This window comes from Devosia sp. MC1541 (assembly GCF_012847305.1).
In the GTDB taxonomy this organism is placed as follows: Bacteria; Pseudomonadota; Alphaproteobacteria; order Rhizobiales; family Devosiaceae; genus Devosia.
On sequence record NZ_JABBDZ010000004.1, the window covers coordinates 1 to 18,232 of the forward strand.

At 56.9% G+C, this 18,232-nt stretch carries 20 protein-coding genes and 1 tRNA gene; 6 read left to right on the forward strand and 15 right to left on the reverse strand.

Annotated elements, in window-relative coordinates; genetic code table 11:
• On the forward strand, positions 1 to 296 hold a 296-nt coding region (locus HKD40_RS05960), incomplete at its 5' end, for an IS1 family transposase (RefSeq protein ID WP_169194831.1).
• Positions 297 to 376: 80 nt separating this feature from the next.
• Here HKD40_RS05960 and glmS read toward each other — a convergent pair.
• Complete coding sequence (gene glmS, locus HKD40_RS05965; RefSeq protein WP_169194832.1) at positions 377 to 2,203, reverse strand: glutamine--fructose-6-phosphate transaminase (isomerizing); 1,827 nt, start codon at positions 2,201 to 2,203, stop codon at positions 377 to 379.
• Positions 2,204 to 2,205: 2 nt separating this feature from the next.
• Entirely contained in the window at positions 2,206 to 3,555 is a 1,350-nt protein-coding gene (glmU, locus tag HKD40_RS05970) for a bifunctional UDP-N-acetylglucosamine diphosphorylase/glucosamine-1-phosphate N-acetyltransferase GlmU (RefSeq protein ID WP_169194833.1), read from the reverse strand.
• 137 nt (positions 3,556 to 3,692) lie between these two features.
• On the opposite strand from glmU, the gene HKD40_RS05975 reads away from it, so the two are divergent.
• From HKD40_RS05975 to HKD40_RS05995, 4 genes are all read left to right on the forward strand, one after another.
• Positions 3,693 to 4,298, forward strand: a complete 606-nt coding sequence (locus tag HKD40_RS05975; protein WP_169194834.1) for a hypothetical protein — start codon at positions 3,693 to 3,695, stop codon at positions 4,296 to 4,298.
• 258 nt (positions 4,299 to 4,556) lie between these two features.
• Positions 4,557 to 4,631 (forward strand) — tRNA-Lys (locus HKD40_RS05985).
• 67 nt (positions 4,632 to 4,698) lie between these two features.
• Complete coding sequence (locus tag HKD40_RS05990; RefSeq protein WP_169194835.1) at positions 4,699 to 4,863, forward strand: hypothetical protein; 165 nt, start codon at positions 4,699 to 4,701, stop codon at positions 4,861 to 4,863.
• A 52-nt stretch (positions 4,864 to 4,915) separates the two neighbouring features.
• The gene (locus tag HKD40_RS05995; protein ID WP_169194836.1) at positions 4,916 to 5,443 is read left to right on the forward strand and encodes a hypothetical protein; all 528 of its coding nucleotides are present in this window, start codon (positions 4,916 to 4,918) and stop codon (positions 5,441 to 5,443) included.
• Here the strand turns inward: HKD40_RS05995 and map are convergent.
• Genes map through tgt form a run of 3 tightly spaced genes read right to left on the reverse strand, consistent with a single transcriptional unit; the run spans position 5,440 to position 8,990 of the window.
• A complete protein-coding gene (gene map / locus HKD40_RS06000) occupies positions 5,440 to 6,195 on the reverse strand; it encodes a type I methionyl aminopeptidase (RefSeq protein WP_169194837.1) in 756 nt (251 codons plus the stop codon). The genes HKD40_RS05995 and map overlap by 4 nt on opposite strands.
• Before the next feature lie 3 nt (positions 6,196 to 6,198).
• Positions 6,199 to 7,839, reverse strand: a complete 1,641-nt coding sequence (pgi, locus tag HKD40_RS06005) for a glucose-6-phosphate isomerase (RefSeq protein ID WP_169194838.1) — start codon at positions 7,837 to 7,839, stop codon at positions 6,199 to 6,201.
• A gap of 23 nt (positions 7,840 to 7,862) precedes the next feature.
• Entirely contained in the window at positions 7,863 to 8,990 is a 1,128-nt protein-coding gene (gene tgt, locus HKD40_RS06010; RefSeq protein ID WP_169194839.1) for a tRNA guanosine(34) transglycosylase Tgt, read from the reverse strand.
• Positions 8,991 to 9,180: 190 nt separating this feature from the next.
• On the opposite strand from tgt, the gene HKD40_RS06015 reads away from it, so the two are divergent.
• Positions 9,181 to 9,597 carry a hypothetical protein gene (locus HKD40_RS06015; protein WP_169194840.1) on the forward strand — a complete coding sequence of 139 codons (417 nt, stop codon included), beginning with the start codon at positions 9,181 to 9,183 and terminating at the stop codon, positions 9,595 to 9,597.
• Positions 9,598 to 9,603: 6 nt separating this feature from the next.
• On the opposite strand, the gene HKD40_RS06020 is transcribed toward HKD40_RS06015, so the two are convergent.
• The 10 genes from HKD40_RS06020 to gyrA form a co-directional block, all read right to left on the reverse strand.
• Positions 9,604 to 10,230 carry an exopolysaccharide biosynthesis protein gene (locus HKD40_RS06020; protein WP_169194841.1) on the reverse strand — a complete coding sequence of 209 codons (627 nt, stop codon included), beginning with the start codon at positions 10,228 to 10,230 and terminating at the stop codon, positions 9,604 to 9,606.
• On the reverse strand, positions 10,227 to 11,303 hold the full coding sequence (gene queA, locus HKD40_RS06025) for a tRNA preQ1(34) S-adenosylmethionine ribosyltransferase-isomerase QueA (protein ID WP_169194842.1): 1,077 nt from the start codon (positions 11,301 to 11,303) through the stop codon (positions 10,227 to 10,229). The genes HKD40_RS06020 and queA overlap by 4 nt, the downstream gene beginning before the upstream one ends.
• Positions 11,304 to 11,359: 56 nt before the next feature.
• A complete protein-coding gene (locus HKD40_RS06030; protein WP_210257045.1) occupies positions 11,360 to 11,809 on the reverse strand; it encodes a DMT family transporter in 450 nt (149 codons plus the stop codon).
• Positions 11,810 to 11,958: 149 nt separating this feature from the next.
• Positions 11,959 to 12,471 carry a peptidylprolyl isomerase gene (locus tag HKD40_RS06035; RefSeq protein ID WP_169194843.1) on the reverse strand — a complete coding sequence of 171 codons (513 nt, stop codon included), beginning with the start codon at positions 12,469 to 12,471 and terminating at the stop codon, positions 11,959 to 11,961.
• Between the two features lie 127 nt (positions 12,472 to 12,598).
• Positions 12,599 to 13,177, reverse strand: coding sequence for a peptidylprolyl isomerase (locus tag HKD40_RS06040; RefSeq protein ID WP_169194844.1), 579 nt, complete (start codon positions 13,175 to 13,177; stop codon positions 12,599 to 12,601).
• Between the two features lie 2 nt (positions 13,178 to 13,179).
• The gene (gene coaD / locus HKD40_RS06045; protein WP_169194845.1) at positions 13,180 to 13,674 is read right to left on the reverse strand and encodes a pantetheine-phosphate adenylyltransferase; all 495 of its coding nucleotides are present in this window, start codon (positions 13,672 to 13,674) and stop codon (positions 13,180 to 13,182) included.
• 17 nt (positions 13,675 to 13,691) lie between these two features.
• Positions 13,692 to 14,225 (reverse strand): GNAT family N-acetyltransferase, encoded by a 534-nt coding sequence (locus tag HKD40_RS06050; RefSeq protein WP_169194846.1) that lies wholly within the window; start codon positions 14,223 to 14,225, stop codon positions 13,692 to 13,694.
• Positions 14,198 to 14,809, reverse strand: coding sequence for a LysE family translocator (locus tag HKD40_RS06055; RefSeq protein ID WP_248305941.1), 612 nt, complete (start codon positions 14,807 to 14,809; stop codon positions 14,198 to 14,200). Before HKD40_RS06055 ends, HKD40_RS06050 begins: the two co-directional genes overlap by 28 nt.
• A 130-nt stretch (positions 14,810 to 14,939) precedes the next feature.
• The gene (locus HKD40_RS06060) at positions 14,940 to 15,260 is read right to left on the reverse strand and encodes a tautomerase family protein (RefSeq protein ID WP_248305942.1); all 321 of its coding nucleotides are present in this window, start codon (positions 15,258 to 15,260) and stop codon (positions 14,940 to 14,942) included.
• A gap of 67 nt (positions 15,261 to 15,327) precedes the next feature.
• Positions 15,328 to 18,150, reverse strand: a complete 2,823-nt coding sequence (gene gyrA / locus HKD40_RS06065) for a DNA gyrase subunit A (protein ID WP_282567593.1) — start codon at positions 18,148 to 18,150, stop codon at positions 15,328 to 15,330.
• Positions 18,151 to 18,232 lie beyond the last annotated feature (82 nt).

Sequence of the window (18,232 nt, forward strand, 5' to 3'; positions counted from 1 at the left end):
GCGTAGAAAGTGCGATCACGGCTTACCGCTTGGCCCTGCAGGCTGTGGGTGAGATCGGGGCCATCTTTACCGATGCCAACTCTTGTTACGCACTCGCTTTCAAGCGCAATGGCGTGACCGTGCCACATTTGGAAACAAAGGCGCAAACCCACCTGATTGAGTCCTCTAATTCCTCAATCAGGGACAATCTTGCGCGGTTCAATCGGCGGACAAAGCGCGTCTCCAAAACAGTGCAGATGCTCGAGATTACGCTCAATCTGTTCTTCAACAGACACCTCATAAGGAGTCCCAAATGAACAGTCCCCTACCAGGGGGAGGTTGGGTGGGGGTACTGCGCACCCCACGGCCCCTCGGCGCAAACACCAGGGGACAAAAATTACTCCACCGTCACCGACTTGGCCAAATTCCGCGGCTGGTCCACGTCCGTGCCCATAAATACCGCCGTGTGATAGGCCAACAACTGCACTGGGATCAGTGCCAAAATCGGCGCCACAAACGGATGCACGTGCGGAATTTCGATAATATCCGCAACGCCATGCCCGACGTGCTGTGCCCCTTCAGCATCGGTAATAAGAATAATCTTACCCCCGCGTGCCGCGACCTCCTGCATATTGGACAGCGTTTTATCGACCAATTCATCAGAAGGAGCGACGACAATCACCGGCATGGCTTCATCCACCAGCGCAATCGGCCCATGCTTCAGTTCACCTGCTGCATAACCTTCGGCGTGGATATAGCTGATCTCTTTGAGCTTCAGCGCACCTTCCATGGCGACCGGGAACATCGGGCCACGGCCGAGATAGAGCACGTCCTTAGCCTTGGAGAGGCGTTTGGCGATGTCCATGATCACAGCCTCGGTGCCCAAGGCCGCCGAAACAGCACTCGGCAGCGCCGTCAACGCCCGAACCATCTCCGCCTCTTGCTCGGCGCTCAATGCGCCGCGAGCACGGCCAGCGGCGATGGCAAGGCTTGCCAAAGCGGTCAACTGCGCCGTCAGCGCCTTCGTGGAGGCAACGCCGATTTCCGGCCCGCAAAGGATCGGGAAAACCACACCCGATTCACGTGCGATGGTCGATTCCAGCGTATTGACCAGCGACGCCACATGTTGCCCCTGCCCGGCGCAATAGCGCAGAGCGGCCAAAGTATCAGCCGTCTCGCCGGACTGCGAAATGAAGAACGACAGCCCGTTCTTTTCCAGCGGCGGCTCGCGATAGCGGAATTCTGACGCGACATCGATATCAACCGGCAAGCGCGCATAGCGCTCAAACCAATATTTCGCGATGGCACCGGCATAATAAGCCGTACCACACGCAGACATCGTCAAACGAGAAAGCTCAGCAAAATCAAATGGTAAGCTCTCGCGGATAGAAGCCTTTTCAGCCCCCATATCCACATAGTGGCTCAGCGTGTGCGATATGGTTTCAGGCTGCTCGTAGATTTCCTTAGCCATAAAATGACGATGATTGCCCTTGTCGACCAAGAGAGCCGACGCCTGCGACACCATCTTAGCACGCTCAACGAGAGCATCCTTGCCATCGCGGATGGTGACGCCCTTCGGCGTCATCACCGCCCAGTCGCCATCTTCGAGATAGGTCAAGCGCGAGGTAAAGGGAGCGAGCGCCATTGCGTCTGAGCCAAGATACATCTCCGTCTCGCCATAGCCCACAGCCAGTGGCGCGCCGTGACGCGCGGCAATCAGCAAATCGCCCTGCCCCTTGAACATAAAGGCGAGTGCAAACGCGCCCTTAAGCGCTTTCAACGTACGCGCGACGGCCAGTTCAGGGTCGGCGCCATGATCCAGCTCGCGCGTCATCCACAGGGCAACACTTTCGGTATCGGTCTGGCTTGTTGGCACATAGCCATCTTTAGCGAGATCTGCGAGCAACTCGCGAAAATTCTCGATAATGCCGTTGTGCACCACAGCAACGCGCTTGGTGGCATGCGGGTGGGCATTGGCCTCTGTAGGCGCACCATGGGTCGCCCAGCGGGTGTGGCCAATGCCAATCGTGCCCCCCAGCGGCTCCATGCCAAGCTTGGTCGCCAGATTGCCCAGCTTCCCCTCAGCGCGGCGGCGAGCAATCTCGCCGCCTTCCAGCGTCGCTACGCCAGCACTGTCATATCCGCGGTATTCTAGGCGCTTGAGAGCATCCACCAATCGTCCGGCGACAGGCGCGTCACCGACAATACCGACAATACCGCACATCGTTACTTCCCTTTCGCGGCCTTCTTCGCGAGGGCCCGCTCGCGCAGCTTTGGCGCGTAATCAGCCTTGTTTTCCTGACGCGCGCGCCCGAAAGCTACAGCATCAGCCGGAACATCTTCGGTTATGACGCTTCCCGAAGCAGTATAGGCACCATCACCAATCACAACAGGCGCGACGAGCGACGCATTTGAGCCAATAAAGGCATTTGCACCAATAACGGTTTTATCCTTGTTAACGCCATCGTAATTACACGTAATCGTGCCTGCGCCAATATTTGTTTTGGCGCCAATCTCCGCGTCACCCAAATAGCTGAGATGTCCCACTTTTACGCCATCGGCGAGCTTTGACTTCTTCACCTCAACAAAATTTCCGACGTGAACATCTTTGCCCAACTCCGCGCCGCCACGAACACGCGCAAAGGGACCAATACTGGCGCCATCACCGATCACGACATCTTCGAGATCACAGAACGCACGAATTTCGACATTGTCGGCAATCTTAACGCCGGGGCCGAAAACCACATTGGGGAAGATGGTCACGTCACGCCCGCATTCCGTATCCCAGGAGAAGAACACGCTCTGCGGATCACGCAGCGTTACCCCGTTTTCCATCATCTCAGCGCGCTTGAACTGCTGGAAAGTCGCCTCGGCCTCAGCCAGCTTGGTGCGATTATCCACGCCAACCAATTCGCTGGCATCGGCTTCGATATAGTCGATCTGGCGCTTATCTGCGACCGCGAGCTCTACCGCGTCAGTCAGATAGTATTCGCCCTTGGCGTTCTTGTTATCAATGCGATCAATAACTGCGCGAAGCGTATCGGCATTAAACGCGATAATGCCGGAATTACAAAGGCCGACGCGGCGCTCCTCATCGCTCGCATCCTTATGCTCGCGAATAGCCAAGAGCCGATTGCCGTCCGTGAGAAGGCGACCATATCCGGTGGGATTGTGTGGCCTGAAACCAACCACAACCATATCTGCGCCCGCATCAAGTCTTCCGACGATCTGGCCGATTGTTTTCTCGGTCACGAGCGGGGTGTCGGCGTATAGTACGAGAACGTTGCCAGTTTCGTTTTGAAACGCTTCGCGTGCTTGCTGAACAGCATGGCCTGTCCCAAGACGTTCTAGCTGGCGCGCAATAAAAGCATTGCTCTCGAACCGCGTTACTGCCTGCTCAACTGCCTCATGACCAGGCCCCACAACAACAGCAATGCGCGACCCAAAAGATTTTGCTGTCCGCAAAACATGGCTTACCACGGGCAATCCACCCACGGGGTGTAATACCTTAGGCAAAGCGGATTTCATTCGCGTCCCTTCGCCAGCCGCGAGGATAATCGAAAGCAAATCAGCCATAACGCTCACTCCAATACCGAAAATCACTCGGCTTATGGTAAATAAATAGCCAACAACTATTGGCGAACCCACAACAACAGGCCAATCCTCATTTCAAACATAAGGCTCGATTCGGGCCAAACATTTGAGGTCAGCGATTGGCTAGAGCATCGGACCATTTTCGGCAATCCGACGTGACATTTTGGGGCCTAATTGCCCTCGCCGCGGCGGCACTTGCAGTCATCAGCTCCAATGTTTCCGCAATCTTACCATACGATTTTATCAAAGCGTTACATACGCCCCGCATCAACTCTACTTCTGTAGAAGGTCTGCGCGAACAGGTCAGCGGCCTGCAAGGTGATCTGCAAAAACTCAATCAGGACTATCAGTCCCTACAGTCGCAGACCCAGCTCCAAGACCAATCGGGCAAAGACGTGTTGCGCCGGGTAAGTGCCTTAGAAGTTACCATACCCAATATTGTCGAAGCGATCCCGCGACCAACCGTCGACGTCACCAGTTTGACCGCGACTGTCGACCAGACCTCCGAACCGATTGAAATGGCTGCACTTGGTGGGAGCGTTGCTATCCGCCAATCCCCCTTGCCCGGCGCCCAATCCGTTCCGGTCACATTACCACAAGCCATGCCTGCGCCGCTCAGTGACGCGCCCAATTCGGTGCCACCGAACCCGATCCCCTATGGTGTTGCCATTGCGGATTCGTTGCGCCACAAAATGCCGAAGCCACTTGGCGAGACCTTCAAATGAAGCTGGGACCACTCCTTCTGGAGTTTTCCCCAGTCCTGAGTGCGCAGACTGACCAGGGTAGCCGCATCCTTGTTGGGCCCATGGAAACCCTAGCAGAAGCTAGGCAAATGTGCGAACGACTTGAACGAATTGCCTTTTCCTGCCTGCCAGTGAGCTATGAAGGCCGCCAATTGTTTGCACAGGAACCGCATGAGGGCGGTTGACTTGGCGCGAACTCTAGCTATGTTCCGCCCCAACGCCGCAGGGCGTACATAGCGGGCGCCGGTAGCTCAGTGGTAGAGCATTCGACTTTTAATCGAATGGTCGCGGGTTCGACCCCCGCCCGGCGTACCACTTCCTTTTTATTCCCAATCAGATTTCAATGCCTTGGGCGAATGGTGTACCTGAGCGGTTCAGCTTTATGACCCAGACAGATCTCGATCCTGATCCCTATGCAGAGTTGGAATATCGCGCAGACGCTTTCGAGCTCGCCGAGGACTTCCGCAAGCCTATTCGCGTGCAGCGTGGCGCCCGCAAAGGCCCGCCAAACTCTCTGAGTGGTGCACTGCGCCGTCGCTCGCTTTAGAATCAGCCCTGCCCCATGCTATGGGCAGACAAGCGACTTCTAAGGGGCACACATGTCGAACGATCTGGCAGATCTCATCAAGGTCATGGCTGTAACCCTGCTGGTGACTGCGGTCTCCACCTTGGTCATGCTCTATACGATCTGGCTGGTTCGTCGCTACGTTGGCGACATCCCCGTCATCGGCCTCGTTGGTCAGGTCGGCGTGCCCGGCGTGGCCGCCATGCTAGCGGACAACCGCATCTTCAGCACCTTGATCACGCTCCACGTCATTGCAACGGGCGTTGCCCTGCTCTTAGCAAGCAATACCATAGACATGGCCCTCCTGATCACGGCAAAGGCCGCCACGGTCATCCTCTCGGCCCTTCTAGGCTATGCTGTGGGCTTTATGGGCTATTTGCAGATCAACAATGCCGGCGCATTCAATCTGAATGCCCTGCTCCCAGCCATTATCGCTCTGCTGATCTATTTGGTGCTGAGCACTTGGGCCAGCATGCCCAGCCTGCGCAGGCTCAATCACCTGCGCTTCCCTTTGGGCATTCTCGCGATCCTGTTCGGACCGCTTCTTCTTACCGTACTTTAAGCTGCGACGGTGACGACAAGCGGACCGTTCTTGGTCGCAACAATCGTGTGCTCATACTGAACGGTCGGAGCCATTGGCTCCGCGATGAGCGTCCACTCATCGTCTTCAGATTTTTGTTCAGCCCATTCGCCGCCGAGCGATAGGAATGGCTCAACCGTGAACACCAAACCCTCTTGGATAATGCGGCGCTCCGACTTATCCGGCCAGGTGGAAATCTGCCCCGGCTCATCGTGCAAGCTATCGCCAACACCGTGGCTGGCGAGGTTGCGGATCAGCGTATAGCCGCCCTTCTTGGCAAACTTGCCGATGGCGTCACCAATATCGGCAAGGCGCGCACCGGGCTTCACAACCCGGATACCAGCCCACATCGCCTTTTTGCCATCGCGACAGAGGTTTTGCAGGCGCGGGCTCCCGCCGCCTAATACCAGCGACATGCCGCAGTCGGCATAGACGCCGTCCTTTACGGCAGAGACGTCAATGTTGACGAGATCGCCTTCCAGCAAAATCCGATTACCGGGAATGCCGTGGGCGATCTCTTCATTGACCGAAATGCAGGTCTGACCTGGGAATTGATAAGTCACTACCGGGGCAGAAAGAGCGCCATGTTCCGCAAGGACTTTGGCGCCAATCTCATCCAGCTCGAGTGTCGTCATACCGGCTTGCAGTCCTTCCGCCATGGCGTCTCTCGCCAGTGCGCAAATTCGGCCGATAGCTTTCAGTTTAACGAGCTGGTCCTCGGTAGTGATAATCAATTCTTATGCCTTGTTGGCGAGGTAGTATTTGACGAGCCCCTGCGTGGAGCTGTCATGGTTTTCTGCTGCCTGTTCGCCCTGCACCTTTGGCAACAGAGCCTTAGCCAGCTGCTTGCCGAGCTCAACGCCCCACTGGTCGTAGGAATTCACATTCCAAATAACGCCCTGTACGAACACCTTGTGTTCGTAGAGCGCAACCAGCGCACCGAGCAATTCCGGCGTCAACTGCTTGTAGAACAGCGTGTTGGACGGACGATTGCCGGGGAACACCTTATGCGGGGTCAGTTCCTTGATCTCGTCCTTCGACAGGCCCTGAGCCTTAAGCTCTTCGACGACCTCAACTTCGGTCTTGCCAAGCATCAGCGCTTCAGACTGTGCCAACACATTGGCGACCAGCTTATCGTGATGCGGCGGCAGCTGTTCATGTGGCTGCGCAGCGATCAGGAAATCACACGGAATAACGTCCGTCCCCTGATGGATCAGCTGGTAGAATGCGTGCTGACCATTGGTGCCGGGTTCGCCCCAGACGATTGGCCCAGTCGACCAGCCAACGTTCTTGCCCGAAAGCGTCACGGACTTGCCGTTGCTTTCCATGTCCTGCTGCTGGAGATAGGCCGGGAAGCGGCTCAGGCGCTGGTCATAAGGCAGCACAGCATGGGTCGAGAAGCCCCAAGCGTTGCGGTACCACACGCCCAACATGCCCATGATCACCGGCAGGTTGTTTTCCAGTGGCGTTTCAAGGAAGTGGCGGTCCATAGCGTCGGCGCCAGCCAGGAACTTCTTGAAATTGTCAAAGCCGACGGCCAGTGCCACTGGCAGGCCGATCGCCGACCATACCGAATAACGGCCGCCGACCCAGTCCCAGAAACCGAAGATACGGTCTTCGCGGATACCAAACTTAGCGCAGGCAGCGATATTGGTCGAAACGGCGGCAAAGTGGTTCGGAACAGCGTCTTCGCCGAGCGCCGAAGCCAACCAATTGCGCGCCGTATGCGCATTGGTCATGGTTTCGTCGGTGGTGAAGGTCTTGGACGCGACGATGAACAGCGTCTTGGCCGGATCAAGCCCCTTGAGCGTGTCATGCATATGCGCGCCATCGACGTTCGACACATAATGCGCGCGCAGGTCGGCACGGGTGTATGGCGCAAGGCCCAGTGTGACCATTACCGGACCAAGGTCCGAGCCACCGATACCGATGTTGACGATGTCGGTGAACTGCTCGCCGCCATGGCCGCGAATGTCGCCCGAACGCACAGCGTTGGTATAGGCCTCAATGGCTGAAAGGACCTCACGAACGTCTGGCATGACGTCCTTGCCATCAACTTCCACCGGCTTGTCGCCCTGATAGCGCAGCGCCATGTGCATGACGGCGCGATCTTCGGTGATGTTGATGTGTTCGCCTTCGCACATCTGCGCACGGCGTTCTTCGACGCCCGCTGCACGTGCCATCTCAAACAGAGCGGCCATGACCTCTTCATCGATGCGGTTCTTCGAATAATCGAGAAGAATACCAGCACCTTCCGCCGAGAAGCGCTTGAAACGGTTTGGGTCTTCAGCGAACAGCAGACGCATTGGGCGCTCTGCCATCACATCGACCATCTCGCTCAGCGCTTCGAAACCTGCCTTACGACCAGACTTACCCATGTGTTCCAACCCTTCTTCGACCATTAGAGTGGCGCAATATCCCCAGCGGCCCACTGGGCGCGAGTTTCTGCAGCGAAATCGTTCATGCGCCCGGCCGAAATAGCCGCGCGAGCAGCTGCCGTAAGCTCTTGATAGTAAGCCAGATTGATCTGCGACAAGATCATCGCACCCAGGATTTCCTCGGTACGGATGAGGTGGTGCAGATAGGCTCGGCTCCAACGACGGCAATTTGGATTTGGCGAAGCCTCATCGAGCGGGCGATGATCTTCCTTATGGCGTGCATTCTTCAAATTAATGACGCCAAAACGCGTATAGGCGTGACCGTGTCGGCCAGCACGGGTCGGATGAACGCAATCGAACATGTCGATACCGCGCTCAATACCGCCCAAAATATCATCCGGCTTACCAACGCCCATCAAATAGCGAGGACGCTCGGTCGGCAGTTCTGGGGTAATGTCAGAAAGCACGCGGAACATGACTTCCTGCGGCTCACCCACAGCCAGACCACCCACAGCATAGCCATCAAAGCCAATCGACTTCAGGCCCGCAGCTGAACGGGCACGCAGCTCTGGGTCATCCCCGCCCTGCACGATGCCGAACAGCGCACGGTTCTGCTGGTTGTTGAACGCAACCTTAGAGCGGTCAGCCCAACGGAGCGACAGCTCCATTGCGCGCTCGATTTCCTTACGCGGCGCTGGCAGCGAAATACATTCGTCCAGCTGCATAATGATATCGCTATCGAGCAGCGTCTGAATTTCGATCGACCGCTCTGGGGTCAATTCGTGGCTCGAACCGTCGATATGCGACTTGAAGGTCACACCCTTCTCGGTGAGCTTGCGGAGCTTCGCCAGCGACATAACCTGGAACCCGCCACTGTCGGTCAGGATCGGGCGCTGCCAGTCCATAAAGTCATGCAGGCCACCCAGTTTGGCGACGCGTTCCGCACCCGGACGCAGCATGAGGTGATAGGTATTCCCAAGCAGAATATCCGCACCGGTCTCGCGGACCTGTTCAGGATACATAGCCTTGACCGTACCAACGGTACCAACAGGCATAAATGCGGGCGTATTAATCTCACCGCGCGGCGTGTCGATACGACCGCGACGGGCCATGCCGTCCGTGGCGAGAAGCGAGAAGTTGACTTGTTTCATGGCCTGCGTTCTAGCCGTTTGTTTGCCGTCGGACAATGGAGCTTATCCCGTAGCGGTTACCCATATTCAGCGCATTACCCATGCGTTCTACGAAGACCGGGAAAACAAACATATCAAAACAGAAAACACAGAACTTGTTTGCGCCTCAATTATTCCGCCAAAATATCAGAACCATATGGAGGATTCTTGCATGCGCCTTGCCCCTTTAGCGCTTTCGATTGTGGTCGGTATGGCCGCGCCAGCCTACGCAGATATTGCAGGGAAGTGGAGCGGCGAAGGTGAAGGCGACCTGTCTGCCGAAATCACCCATATCGAGGCCGACCGCTATGGCGTTTCGCTCTCAACAATTGTTCCGATTGGCGACACTGGTGGCTGTGCGGGTGGCATTGATGGTGAAGCGCTGTTCACCGCAGAGGGCGGCAACTTCTTCGTAGAAAACGAAGACTACAATCCGTCCGAGCCACAATCTTACTACAACATCCGCATGTGCGAGATTTCCTTCAAGCTCACACCCGATGGCAAACTCATCACCGAAGAAGTCGAAGGCTGTGGTTACTATCACGGCGCCGCATGCGGGTTCTCGGGCGAACTGACCAGGATCGACTAATCCGCCTTAAGCCAGCGCCCCAACGGCCGCGGCTCCCAGCTGGAAAACACCATAAACAAGCGCCAAAGCCACAGCGAGCCCAATTGCTGTGGCAATCAATCCGATGATCAACGCAACGCCATCGCGGTTCAGCATGGCGAAAGCCACGATACACAACCCAACATTGGGAATGGCGTTGATCAGCGGGATGGGAACAACCATCACCAGCCCCACTACCACGACCAATACCGCATAAGGAATGGTCATCACCGCGCCGGTCATCCAGCGCAGGCGCGGCCGCGAAAACCGCGCCACGATGGCCGAGACCCGCGCCACGATTTCGCTCCCCTTCAGCAGAGGAGCAACCGGAAGCCGCCGATCCCCGATAATTCCCGGCAATCGGATTGTCCGACCCAAAAGCATGGCAACCGCGACAGCGATCATCGTCCAGGCGATAACACCGCCAAACCCTGGCGGACCGGGCACCATATTGAGCAGGCTCAGCAGCAAAAGGATAAGGCGATGGGACTTTTGCCCCATCGCCTCAATCAGTTCAGCAAACGTCAGCTTCGGCGAACCGCTCTCCGCCAGACGGCGCAAGACGGAAACGATGCGGTTTGAATAACCGACGATCGGCGCCGAAATATCACTCACGCAGCATCCTCAGCATGTGGCGCGCGATGCAGCAGCGAAGAGTCGCCGTAGGAATAGAACCGATAGCCATTAGCGATGGCGTGGGCATAAGCCTCGTGCATTTTCTCAAAGCCTGCAAAGGCCGACACCAGCATGAACAGCGTCGACTTGGGCAGGTGGAAGTTCGTCATCAGCACATCAACCGTGTTGAAGCGATAACCCGGCGTAATGAAAATATCGGTGTCGCCGACGAACGCCTCTAGCTTGCCCGTCGGACGCGACGCAGACTCGAGCAAGCGCAAGCTCGTCGTTCCCACGGCAACCACACGACCACCAGCGGCGCGACGCGCATTGATGCGATCGACCGTTGCCTGCTCCAACTCACCCCACTCGGCATGCATCTTGTGGTCGTCGGTGTCTTCCGCCTTCATCGGCAGGAAGGTCCCCGCGCCCACATGCAGCGTCACGCGCTCGATTGTGACACCCATAGCTTCAATCTTGGCCAGCAGCGCATCGGTAAAGTGCAGGCCAGCGGTCGGCGCAGCCACCGCACCATCTTCAGCCGCATAGACAGTCTGATAGTCGGTCTTGTCACGTTCCTCGATGCCACGCTTCGCGCCGATATAGGGCGGCAAAGGCATCGCGCCATTGGCCTTAATAGCCTCGTCGAGCTGCGCGCCCGAGAGTTCAAACTTGATCGTCACCTCGCCAGCGTCACCTTTTTCGGTGATTTGAGCCCGCAATGCCTCGCCCTCATGCCCGAGTTCGAGCATATCGCCTTCAGCAAGCTTCTTGGCGCCCCGCGCAAAAGCGCGCCACGTATTGGCGTCATCGCGCTTATGCAGGTTGAAAGACACCCCTGCCCGGTTCTCACCCCGAATACGCTGCCCCTTGAGCTCCGCAGGCAAAACGCGGGTGTCATTGACCACCAACACGTCGCCCGCACGCAGCAGATTAAGCAAATCAGGAATATGGCTATCCACGAGCGCCTCGCCCGGACGCACAACCAACAAGCGCGCACTATCGCGCGGCTCAGCCGGATGCAGGGCAATCAGGTCTTCGGGAAGTTCAAAGTCGAAATCGGAAACACGCATGACGGCTCGTTACCATGTTCACGCCGCAACACAAACACGGCTCTAGCAAACACTGTCTAAAGCACCCGGATCATCACCGCGCCAATGATCAAAAGCGCCGCACCAGTGATGCGCCCGACACTAAGTTCACGCACCGCCATGCCCATAAACCCGATTTTATCGAGCCACAGCCCAGCCATAAGCTGTCCGGTCACGGCCAGCGCCATCACTGCCCCTGCCCCAATCATCGGCGTCAAAGTGATATTGGAGAACACATAGACCGCGCCCAGCAGCCCGCCGGCGATCAGCGTCCACCAGGCCGGTGCTGCAAAATTGATCGGGGTGGCGGTGACATTGCTAAACAAAAACGCCAACGCCCAGAGCACAATCCCGCCCGCCAGAAACGACACAGCCGCCGCCGCGATTGGGACTTCGAGGGCTTTACCCAGATTGGCATTGATTGGCGCTTGAACAGCGATACACGCGCCAGCGACGACGCCCACGAGCGCCCAAAGAATTGCATCCATTTTCAAAGCAGCGACCCTAGAAGACCCGACGGGGATGAACCATCAACCCATCGGCAATTACGCTCTTCCATTCCAGAGTCGGTCAACACGGTTTGAACTGTGTCGCCAAAAACAAACTGGCGACCCGAAGGCCGCCAGTCTGAAGAGGATTATTCGGTGATGTCTGCAGCGACCTTGACCGAAACCATGTGATCCGGGTTGATCACTGGCTCGCCGCGCTTGATCTGATCGACGAATTCCATGCCTTCGATCACATTGCCCCAAACGGTGTACTGCTTGTCGAGGAAGCGAGCATCGCCGAAGCAGATGAAGAACTGCGAATTAGCCGAGTTCGGGTCCTGAGCGCGGGCCATCGACGCAGTGCCACGAACGTGTGGCTCAGCGTTGAATTCAGCCTTGATGTTCGGGTACTTCGAACCACCGGTACCAGCGCGAGCTGGGTTGAATTCTGGCAAATTGGTGTTGCCGAACTTCACGTCGCCGGTCTGCGCCATGAAGCCTTCGATCACACGGTGGAACACTACGCCATCATACGCGCCTTCACGAGCAAGCGTCTTGATGTGCGCAACGTGGCCAGGAGCCACTTCTGGCTTCATGGCGATAACCACTTTGCCCTTGGTGGTTTCGATGACGAGGGTGTTTTCCGGATCGGCGTAGGCCATGTGACTGCCTCTTGATTTAAAATTTGTTGGGCGGGTTTAGGCGGTATGGGCAGCAAGCGCAAGCGCTTCGGCACTTCCCACAGTCATGACAAAGCCCCCAGACGCTCCGGGGGCTTTGACTGAGCTCTTACTTATATTCGATTTCAGCGTCGATGATCTTGTCGGGGTTAGCGACCGAACCATTGTTGGACTGGTTGCCCTTTTCGAGCGCATCGACAAGTTCCATGCCCGACGCAACCTTACCGAAAACGGTGTACTGGTTGTCGAGGAAGCTCGCGTCAGCGTAAGTGATAAAGAACTGCGAGTTAAACGAATTCGGGTCAGACGAGCGCGCTGCGCCGACGATACCGCGCTGGAAGCTTTCCTTGTTGAATTCAGCTTCTACGTCTGGGAGATCCGAACCACCCATGCCCGCACGGCCGAGGTTAAACTCAGCGCCCTCAGTCTTGCCGAACTGCACGTCGCCGGTCTGGGCCATAAAGCCATCAATCACACGGTGGAAAACAACACCGTCATAATCACCACGCTTGGTCAGCTCGACAATGCGCTCGACATGCTTTGGTGCCAATTCAGGCAGCAGTTCAATATCGACCACGCCGTCTTCCAGCGTCAGGATGAGGTGCGGCTTACCTTCTTGGGCGAATGCGGGAGCGGCAACCAGCGAAACACTCAGCGCAAGCGCAGCGAAAGTACGGCGAGTAATCATGGTCATTTCTTTTGAAGAGCCTTGAGAACGATTGAAGGTACAAAAGCGGAAATATCGCCGCCCATTTCAGCGATCTGACGCACTAATGTGGCCGAGATGTGCCGAACAGGCGGGCTTGATGGCAGAAACACAGTTTGTAGGTCCGGCGCCATTTGCGCATTCATACCCACCATCTGCATTTCATAATTATAGTCGGTCGTATCCCGCAGCCCGCGAATGATCAGCTTGGCGCCATGTTCGCGCGCCACATTGACCATGAGCCCCGAGAAATCGACGAATTTGAATTCGGTCTGCGTGCGCACGCCGATTGGGCCGAGCACCTGTCGCAGAATTTCTGTGCGATCTTCGTGTGTGAACAGAGGGTTCTTTTTGGTGGCACTCACGCCAACACCGACAACAAGCATATCCACGAGCTTGCAGGCCCGCTCAATAACATCGAGATGACCATTGGTCAGCGGATCGAACGAGCCAGGATAGAACCCAACAAGATTAGCCACAAAAACCTCCCTGTACGTTAGCTCGTTTTGTCATGTGAACTGGACAGAGGCAAGTCTCTGGAAAAGATGGTCAAAAGCTCGAGTCCAACGTTCTGCTCAATAATCTGCCAGCCAAGTCTCTCGTAAAAAGCCTGCAACGGCGGTTTCGCGGAGAGATAGACTGTGTGATGTTCGAGCTGTCGCAGGCGCATGGTCACCTCAGCAACCAGCGCTCGGGCCACGCCCTTACCTCTCGCCCAGTCCTCGACCCATAATGCCGCCAGACATGGGGATAGTTCCGGGCGCTCGAAAATATCGCTGTCGATTGCCGTAACAGTCCCTGCGAACTGACCTTCGAGAAGTGCGACGAGCGTAAAAGGAAACTCCTTCGCGTCCAAAACCGCAGAGAGCGCCGATTGCACGCTCTCTAACGTCTCTCCATATGGCTGCCACCAAGTGCGCCACAGCCGGTCAGTAACAACATCCAAATGTGTCCGTGCGTTCTGCAACCTACAAATGGTGAGCGTGGAAATCTGCAGCCCCCTCAAGCCTTCTGCATGAAAGCGAGCCACACGGCTCCGAGCATCAAGATCACCCCGGAAACTCGGGACACCAACTGCACGCGTTGTGCGCTGATCAACTCGCGAGCTCGCCCGGCGACTAACGCATACAGCGCGTCCGTAGAACCCGCGACCAGCATGAAAAATATCCCCAAGGCCATAACTTGCGGAAACGCCGGCTGATTGAGGTCAACAAACTGCGGCAGGAAAGCGCCAAGGAAAATCAGCACCTTAGGATTACTCAGAATGACGAGAAACCCTTCCACCGCGATGCGAAAAGTTGAGCGCTCAGTCTTCACCGCGCCCTGCCCCAGCTCGCCTTTGGAGCGCAACATGTTCCAGCCCAGATATACCAAGTAGCCAGCGCCAATCAGCTTGATGATGTCGAAGGCCCAGCCCATAAACGCAACGAGCGCCTCCATGCCGAGGGCGACGACAAATGTCATTGCCAGAAACCCGGCCTGCGTACCGGCGACAATGGCCAGACCGGCCTTAGTGCCGCGTGCCAGCGAATTGGCAATGATCACCGTCACCGTCGGACCAGGGACGATGGCCAACAGGAAGCAAGCGACCAGATAAGGCAGAAGCGTAGACATGGAGACCATCCGTCATCCCCCAGCGCGTGTTCTCAAAGCCCCTATCGGGGGCGAGCCTAAAGCCTCACACGTGAACCTTGAACCCAAGTTCGATTTCGCTGGCCGGAAGGCCACCCAGCCCCCAGTTTTCTCACGGAACCTCGTGCAAGATCACCTTGACGTCATGGGCTGCAACACCGAACGGCGCGAGCTCTGCCACCAGCGCAGCATAAAGACGACGCTTGGCCTCAATGCTCCGCCCGGTGAAGAGGCTGATCTCAATCACCACATAACCCGGGCCCTTCTCCTTGCCCGTGATGAAGGCTTCATCATCAATCTCGACAAGCCTGACGCAGCGATCATTTTCGGGGATCAGAATGCCCGTGATCAGCGCCCGTTGAACGGCTTCCAGAAACTCCCGTCGCCTCTCTCCCAACCAGCCACGTCGTGTTTCAATTCGCGTTGAAGGCATAGCTCTCTCAACTCATATTTCAGCACAAACAAAAGGGCCGTCCCAATGGAACGGCCCTTTCAATTATTTACTCTTGGTCGCCCTCTGGAGGCGTCTCGCCTGCATCAGGTTCGCTCGGCGGCGCTTCTGGCGCAGTCGGATCGGCCGGAGCCTCACCGTCAGCTGCAGTCACGACCACGCCTTCATCATCTTCCGGCTCGGAGATGTGCTCGACCGAAACGACCTTCTCGCCGTCAGCTGTGTTGAACACAATCACACCCTGCGAGCCACGGCTCACGATGCGGATTGGCTTATCACCGCCCACTGGCAGACGAATGGTCTGGCCGCCATCCGAGATCAGCATGATCTGGTCAGCGTCTTCGACCGGGAAGGACGCAACGAGATTGCCGTTACGCTTGTTCACCGCCATGGCCACGATGCCCTTACCACCGCGACCGGTGATACGATATTCGTGGCTCGAGGTGCGCTTGCCATAGCCGTTTTCGGAAATGGTCAAGATGAACTGCTCGACAGCACTCATCTCAGCGTAGCGTTCCTGGCTCAACTCGCCAGCAGCGACTTCACCTTCGTCCGAACCGCCCTCTTCGCTTTCACCTTCGCCACGAACGGCTCGGCTCATCTTGAGGTAGGCAGCCCGTTCTTCCGCACTCGCGTCCGAGTGGTTGATGATCGTCATTGATATGACCGTGTCGCCTTCGGCAAGCGCGATACCACGCACGCCCATAGAGTCACGGCCCTTGAACAGACGGACGTCATCAACGCGGAAGCGGATCGCCTGACCCAGTGCCGTCGTCATCAGCACGTCGTTGTTCACGGTGCAGGTATCGACGCCGACGATGGAATCGCCCTCATCGAGCTTCATCGCGATCTTGCCGTTCTGACGCACTTCGACAAAGTCGGACAGCGAGTTACGGCGAACCGTACCGCGCGTTGTCGCGAACATGATGTCGAGGTTGCTCCAGGTGGTTTCATCCTCTGGCAGCGGCATGATCGAGGTGATGCGCTCACCCTGCTCAAGTGGCAGGATGTTGATCAGCGCCTTGCCCTTGCCGTTAACCGCAGCGAGCGGCAGGCGCCAGACCTTGAGCTTGTAGGCGATACCACGGTTGGTGAAGAACAGAACCGGCGTATGCGTATTGGCTACAAACAGACGCGAAACGAAATCTTCCTCACGCGTCGCCATCCCGGAGCGGCCCTTGCCGCCACGGTTCTGCGCTCGATAGGTCGAGAGCGGAACGCGCTTGATGTAGCCCGCATGCGACACGGTCACGACCATGTCTTCGCGCGCCATCAGGTCTTCGTCATCGAAGTCTGCAGCGTGGTCGGTGATCTCAGTGCGACGCGGCTTGCCGAACTCTTCGCGGATCGCTTCAAGTTCTTCGCGAATGATCGCACGAATACGAGTGATCGAACGCAGAATGTCGAGATAGTCCTCGATTTCCGTGCCAAGACCATTCAGTTCTTCGCCGATTTCGTCACGACCGAGAGCGGTCAAACGAGCCAGACGCAGTTCGAGAATAGCGCGAGCCTGTTCTTCCGAAAGATTGAACGTCTCGTCGTCATTCATACGGTGACGCGGATCGTCGATCAGCTTGATCAGCGGCGCAACATCAGCCGCAGGCCAGCGACGTGTCATCAACTGCTCACGCGCTGTCGCCGGATCGGGCGCGGTACGAATGAGCGCAATAACTTCGTCGATATTCGCCACCGCAACAGCCAAGCCGACCAAGATATGCGCGCGGTCACGCGCCTTGTTCAGCAGGAAGCGTGCGCGACGCGTTACGACTTCTTCGCGGAACTGCACGAAAGCCGACAAAATCTGCTTGAGATTCATCAGCTCTGGCTTACCGCCGTTCAGCGCAACAAAGTTGCAGCCAAACGAGCTTTGCAGCTGGGTGTAGCGATAGAGCTGGTTGAGCACGACCTCAGGAAGCGCATCGCGCTTCACTTCGATTACAATGCGCATGCCTTCGCGGCTGGATTCGTCGCGCAGGTCGGAAATACCCTCGACGCGCTTTTCGCGCACGAGTTCAGCAATCTTTTCAACGAGATGCGCCTTGTTCACCGAATATGGGATTTCGGTGATGACGATGGCTTCACGGTCCTTGCGAACCTCTTCCACCGTCGAGCGACCACGCACCATGATCGAGCCACGGCCGGTCTCATAAGCCTGACGGATGCCCGCACGACCCAGAATAATGCCGCCTGTCGGGAAGTCAGGACCGGGTAGATGCTCGATCAGCTCTTCGACGGTGATGTCTGGATTGTCCAGCACAGCCAAAGCGGCATTGATCGTTTCGCTCAGATTGTGAGTCGGGATATTGGTGGCCATGCCCACCGCGATCCCCGTCCCGCCGTTGACCAGCATGTTCGGGAAGCGTGCAGGCAACACAGTCGGCTCACGTTCAGAGCCGTCATAGTTGTCGCGGAAGTCGACCGTGTCCTTGTCGAGGTCGTCGAGCAAGGAGTTGGTGATCTTCTGCATGCGCACTTCGGTGTAACGCATAGCGGCCGGCATATCGCCGTCCACAGAGCCGAAGTTCCCTTGACCCTGAGCCAGCATCTCGCCCATGGCGAAATCCTGAGCCATACGGACCAAGGCCATATAGATCGAGGAGTCACCGTGAGGGTGATACTTACCGATAACGTCACCGACCACACGCGCCGATTTACGGAACGGCTTGTTGTACTCGTAACCGTTCTCGCTCATCGAGAATAGGATACGACGGTGAACAGGTTTTAGGCCGTCACGGACGTCTGGCAGAGCACGGCTCACAATCACGCTCATCGCGTAATCGAGGTAGCTCGTGCGCATTTCGTCGGTGATGTAGATCGGTTCGATGTCTGAGGTTGGCGAAGCGCCGGCCCCATCTTCTGGCGTGTCTGTCACTGTGTGATTCTACATTGATGCAGTTGGCCTAATTGATAGGCGATTCCACCGGAAATTACCAATTTTGCACCTCCCCACCCTG

Excerpts from the sequence above, each read along its gene's own strand:
- tgt (WP_169194839.1), bottom strand. The coding sequence starts at position 8,990 with ATGAAACAAGTCAACTTCTCGCTTCTCGCCACGGACGGCATGGCCCGT.
- HKD40_RS06040 (WP_169194844.1), bottom strand. The coding sequence starts at position 13,177 with ATGATTACTCGCCGTACTTTCGCTGCGCTTGCGCTGAGTGTTTCGCTG.
- glmU (WP_169194833.1), bottom strand. The coding sequence starts at position 3,555 with ATGGCTGATTTGCTTTCGATTATCCTCGCGGCTGGCGAAGGGACGCGA.
- queA (WP_169194842.1), bottom strand. The coding sequence starts at position 11,303 with ATGCGTGTTTCCGATTTCGACTTTGAACTTCCCGAAGACCTGATTGCC.
- HKD40_RS06060 (WP_248305942.1), bottom strand. The coding sequence starts at position 15,260 with ATGCCTTCAACGCGAATTGAAACACGACGTGGCTGGTTGGGAGAGAGG.
- HKD40_RS06030 (WP_210257045.1), bottom strand. The coding sequence starts at position 11,809 with ATGGATGCAATTCTTTGGGCGCTCGTGGGCGTCGTCGCTGGCGCGTGT.
- HKD40_RS06055 (WP_248305941.1), bottom strand. The coding sequence starts at position 14,809 with ATGTCTACGCTTCTGCCTTATCTGGTCGCTTGCTTCCTGTTGGCCATC.
- pgi (WP_169194838.1), bottom strand. The coding sequence starts at position 7,839 with ATGGGTAAGTCTGGTCGTAAGGCAGGTTTCGAAGCGCTGAGCGAGATG.
- HKD40_RS05995 (WP_169194836.1), top strand. The coding sequence starts at position 4,916 with ATGTCGAACGATCTGGCAGATCTCATCAAGGTCATGGCTGTAACCCTG.
- HKD40_RS06015 (WP_169194840.1), top strand. The coding sequence starts at position 9,181 with ATGCGCCTTGCCCCTTTAGCGCTTTCGATTGTGGTCGGTATGGCCGCG.
- glmS (WP_169194832.1), bottom strand. The coding sequence starts at position 2,203 with ATGTGCGGTATTGTCGGTATTGTCGGTGACGCGCCTGTCGCCGGACGA.
- HKD40_RS05990 (WP_169194835.1), top strand. The coding sequence starts at position 4,699 with ATGACCCAGACAGATCTCGATCCTGATCCCTATGCAGAGTTGGAATAT.
- HKD40_RS06035 (WP_169194843.1), bottom strand. The coding sequence starts at position 12,471 with ATGGCCTACGCCGATCCGGAAAACACCCTCGTCATCGAAACCACCAAG.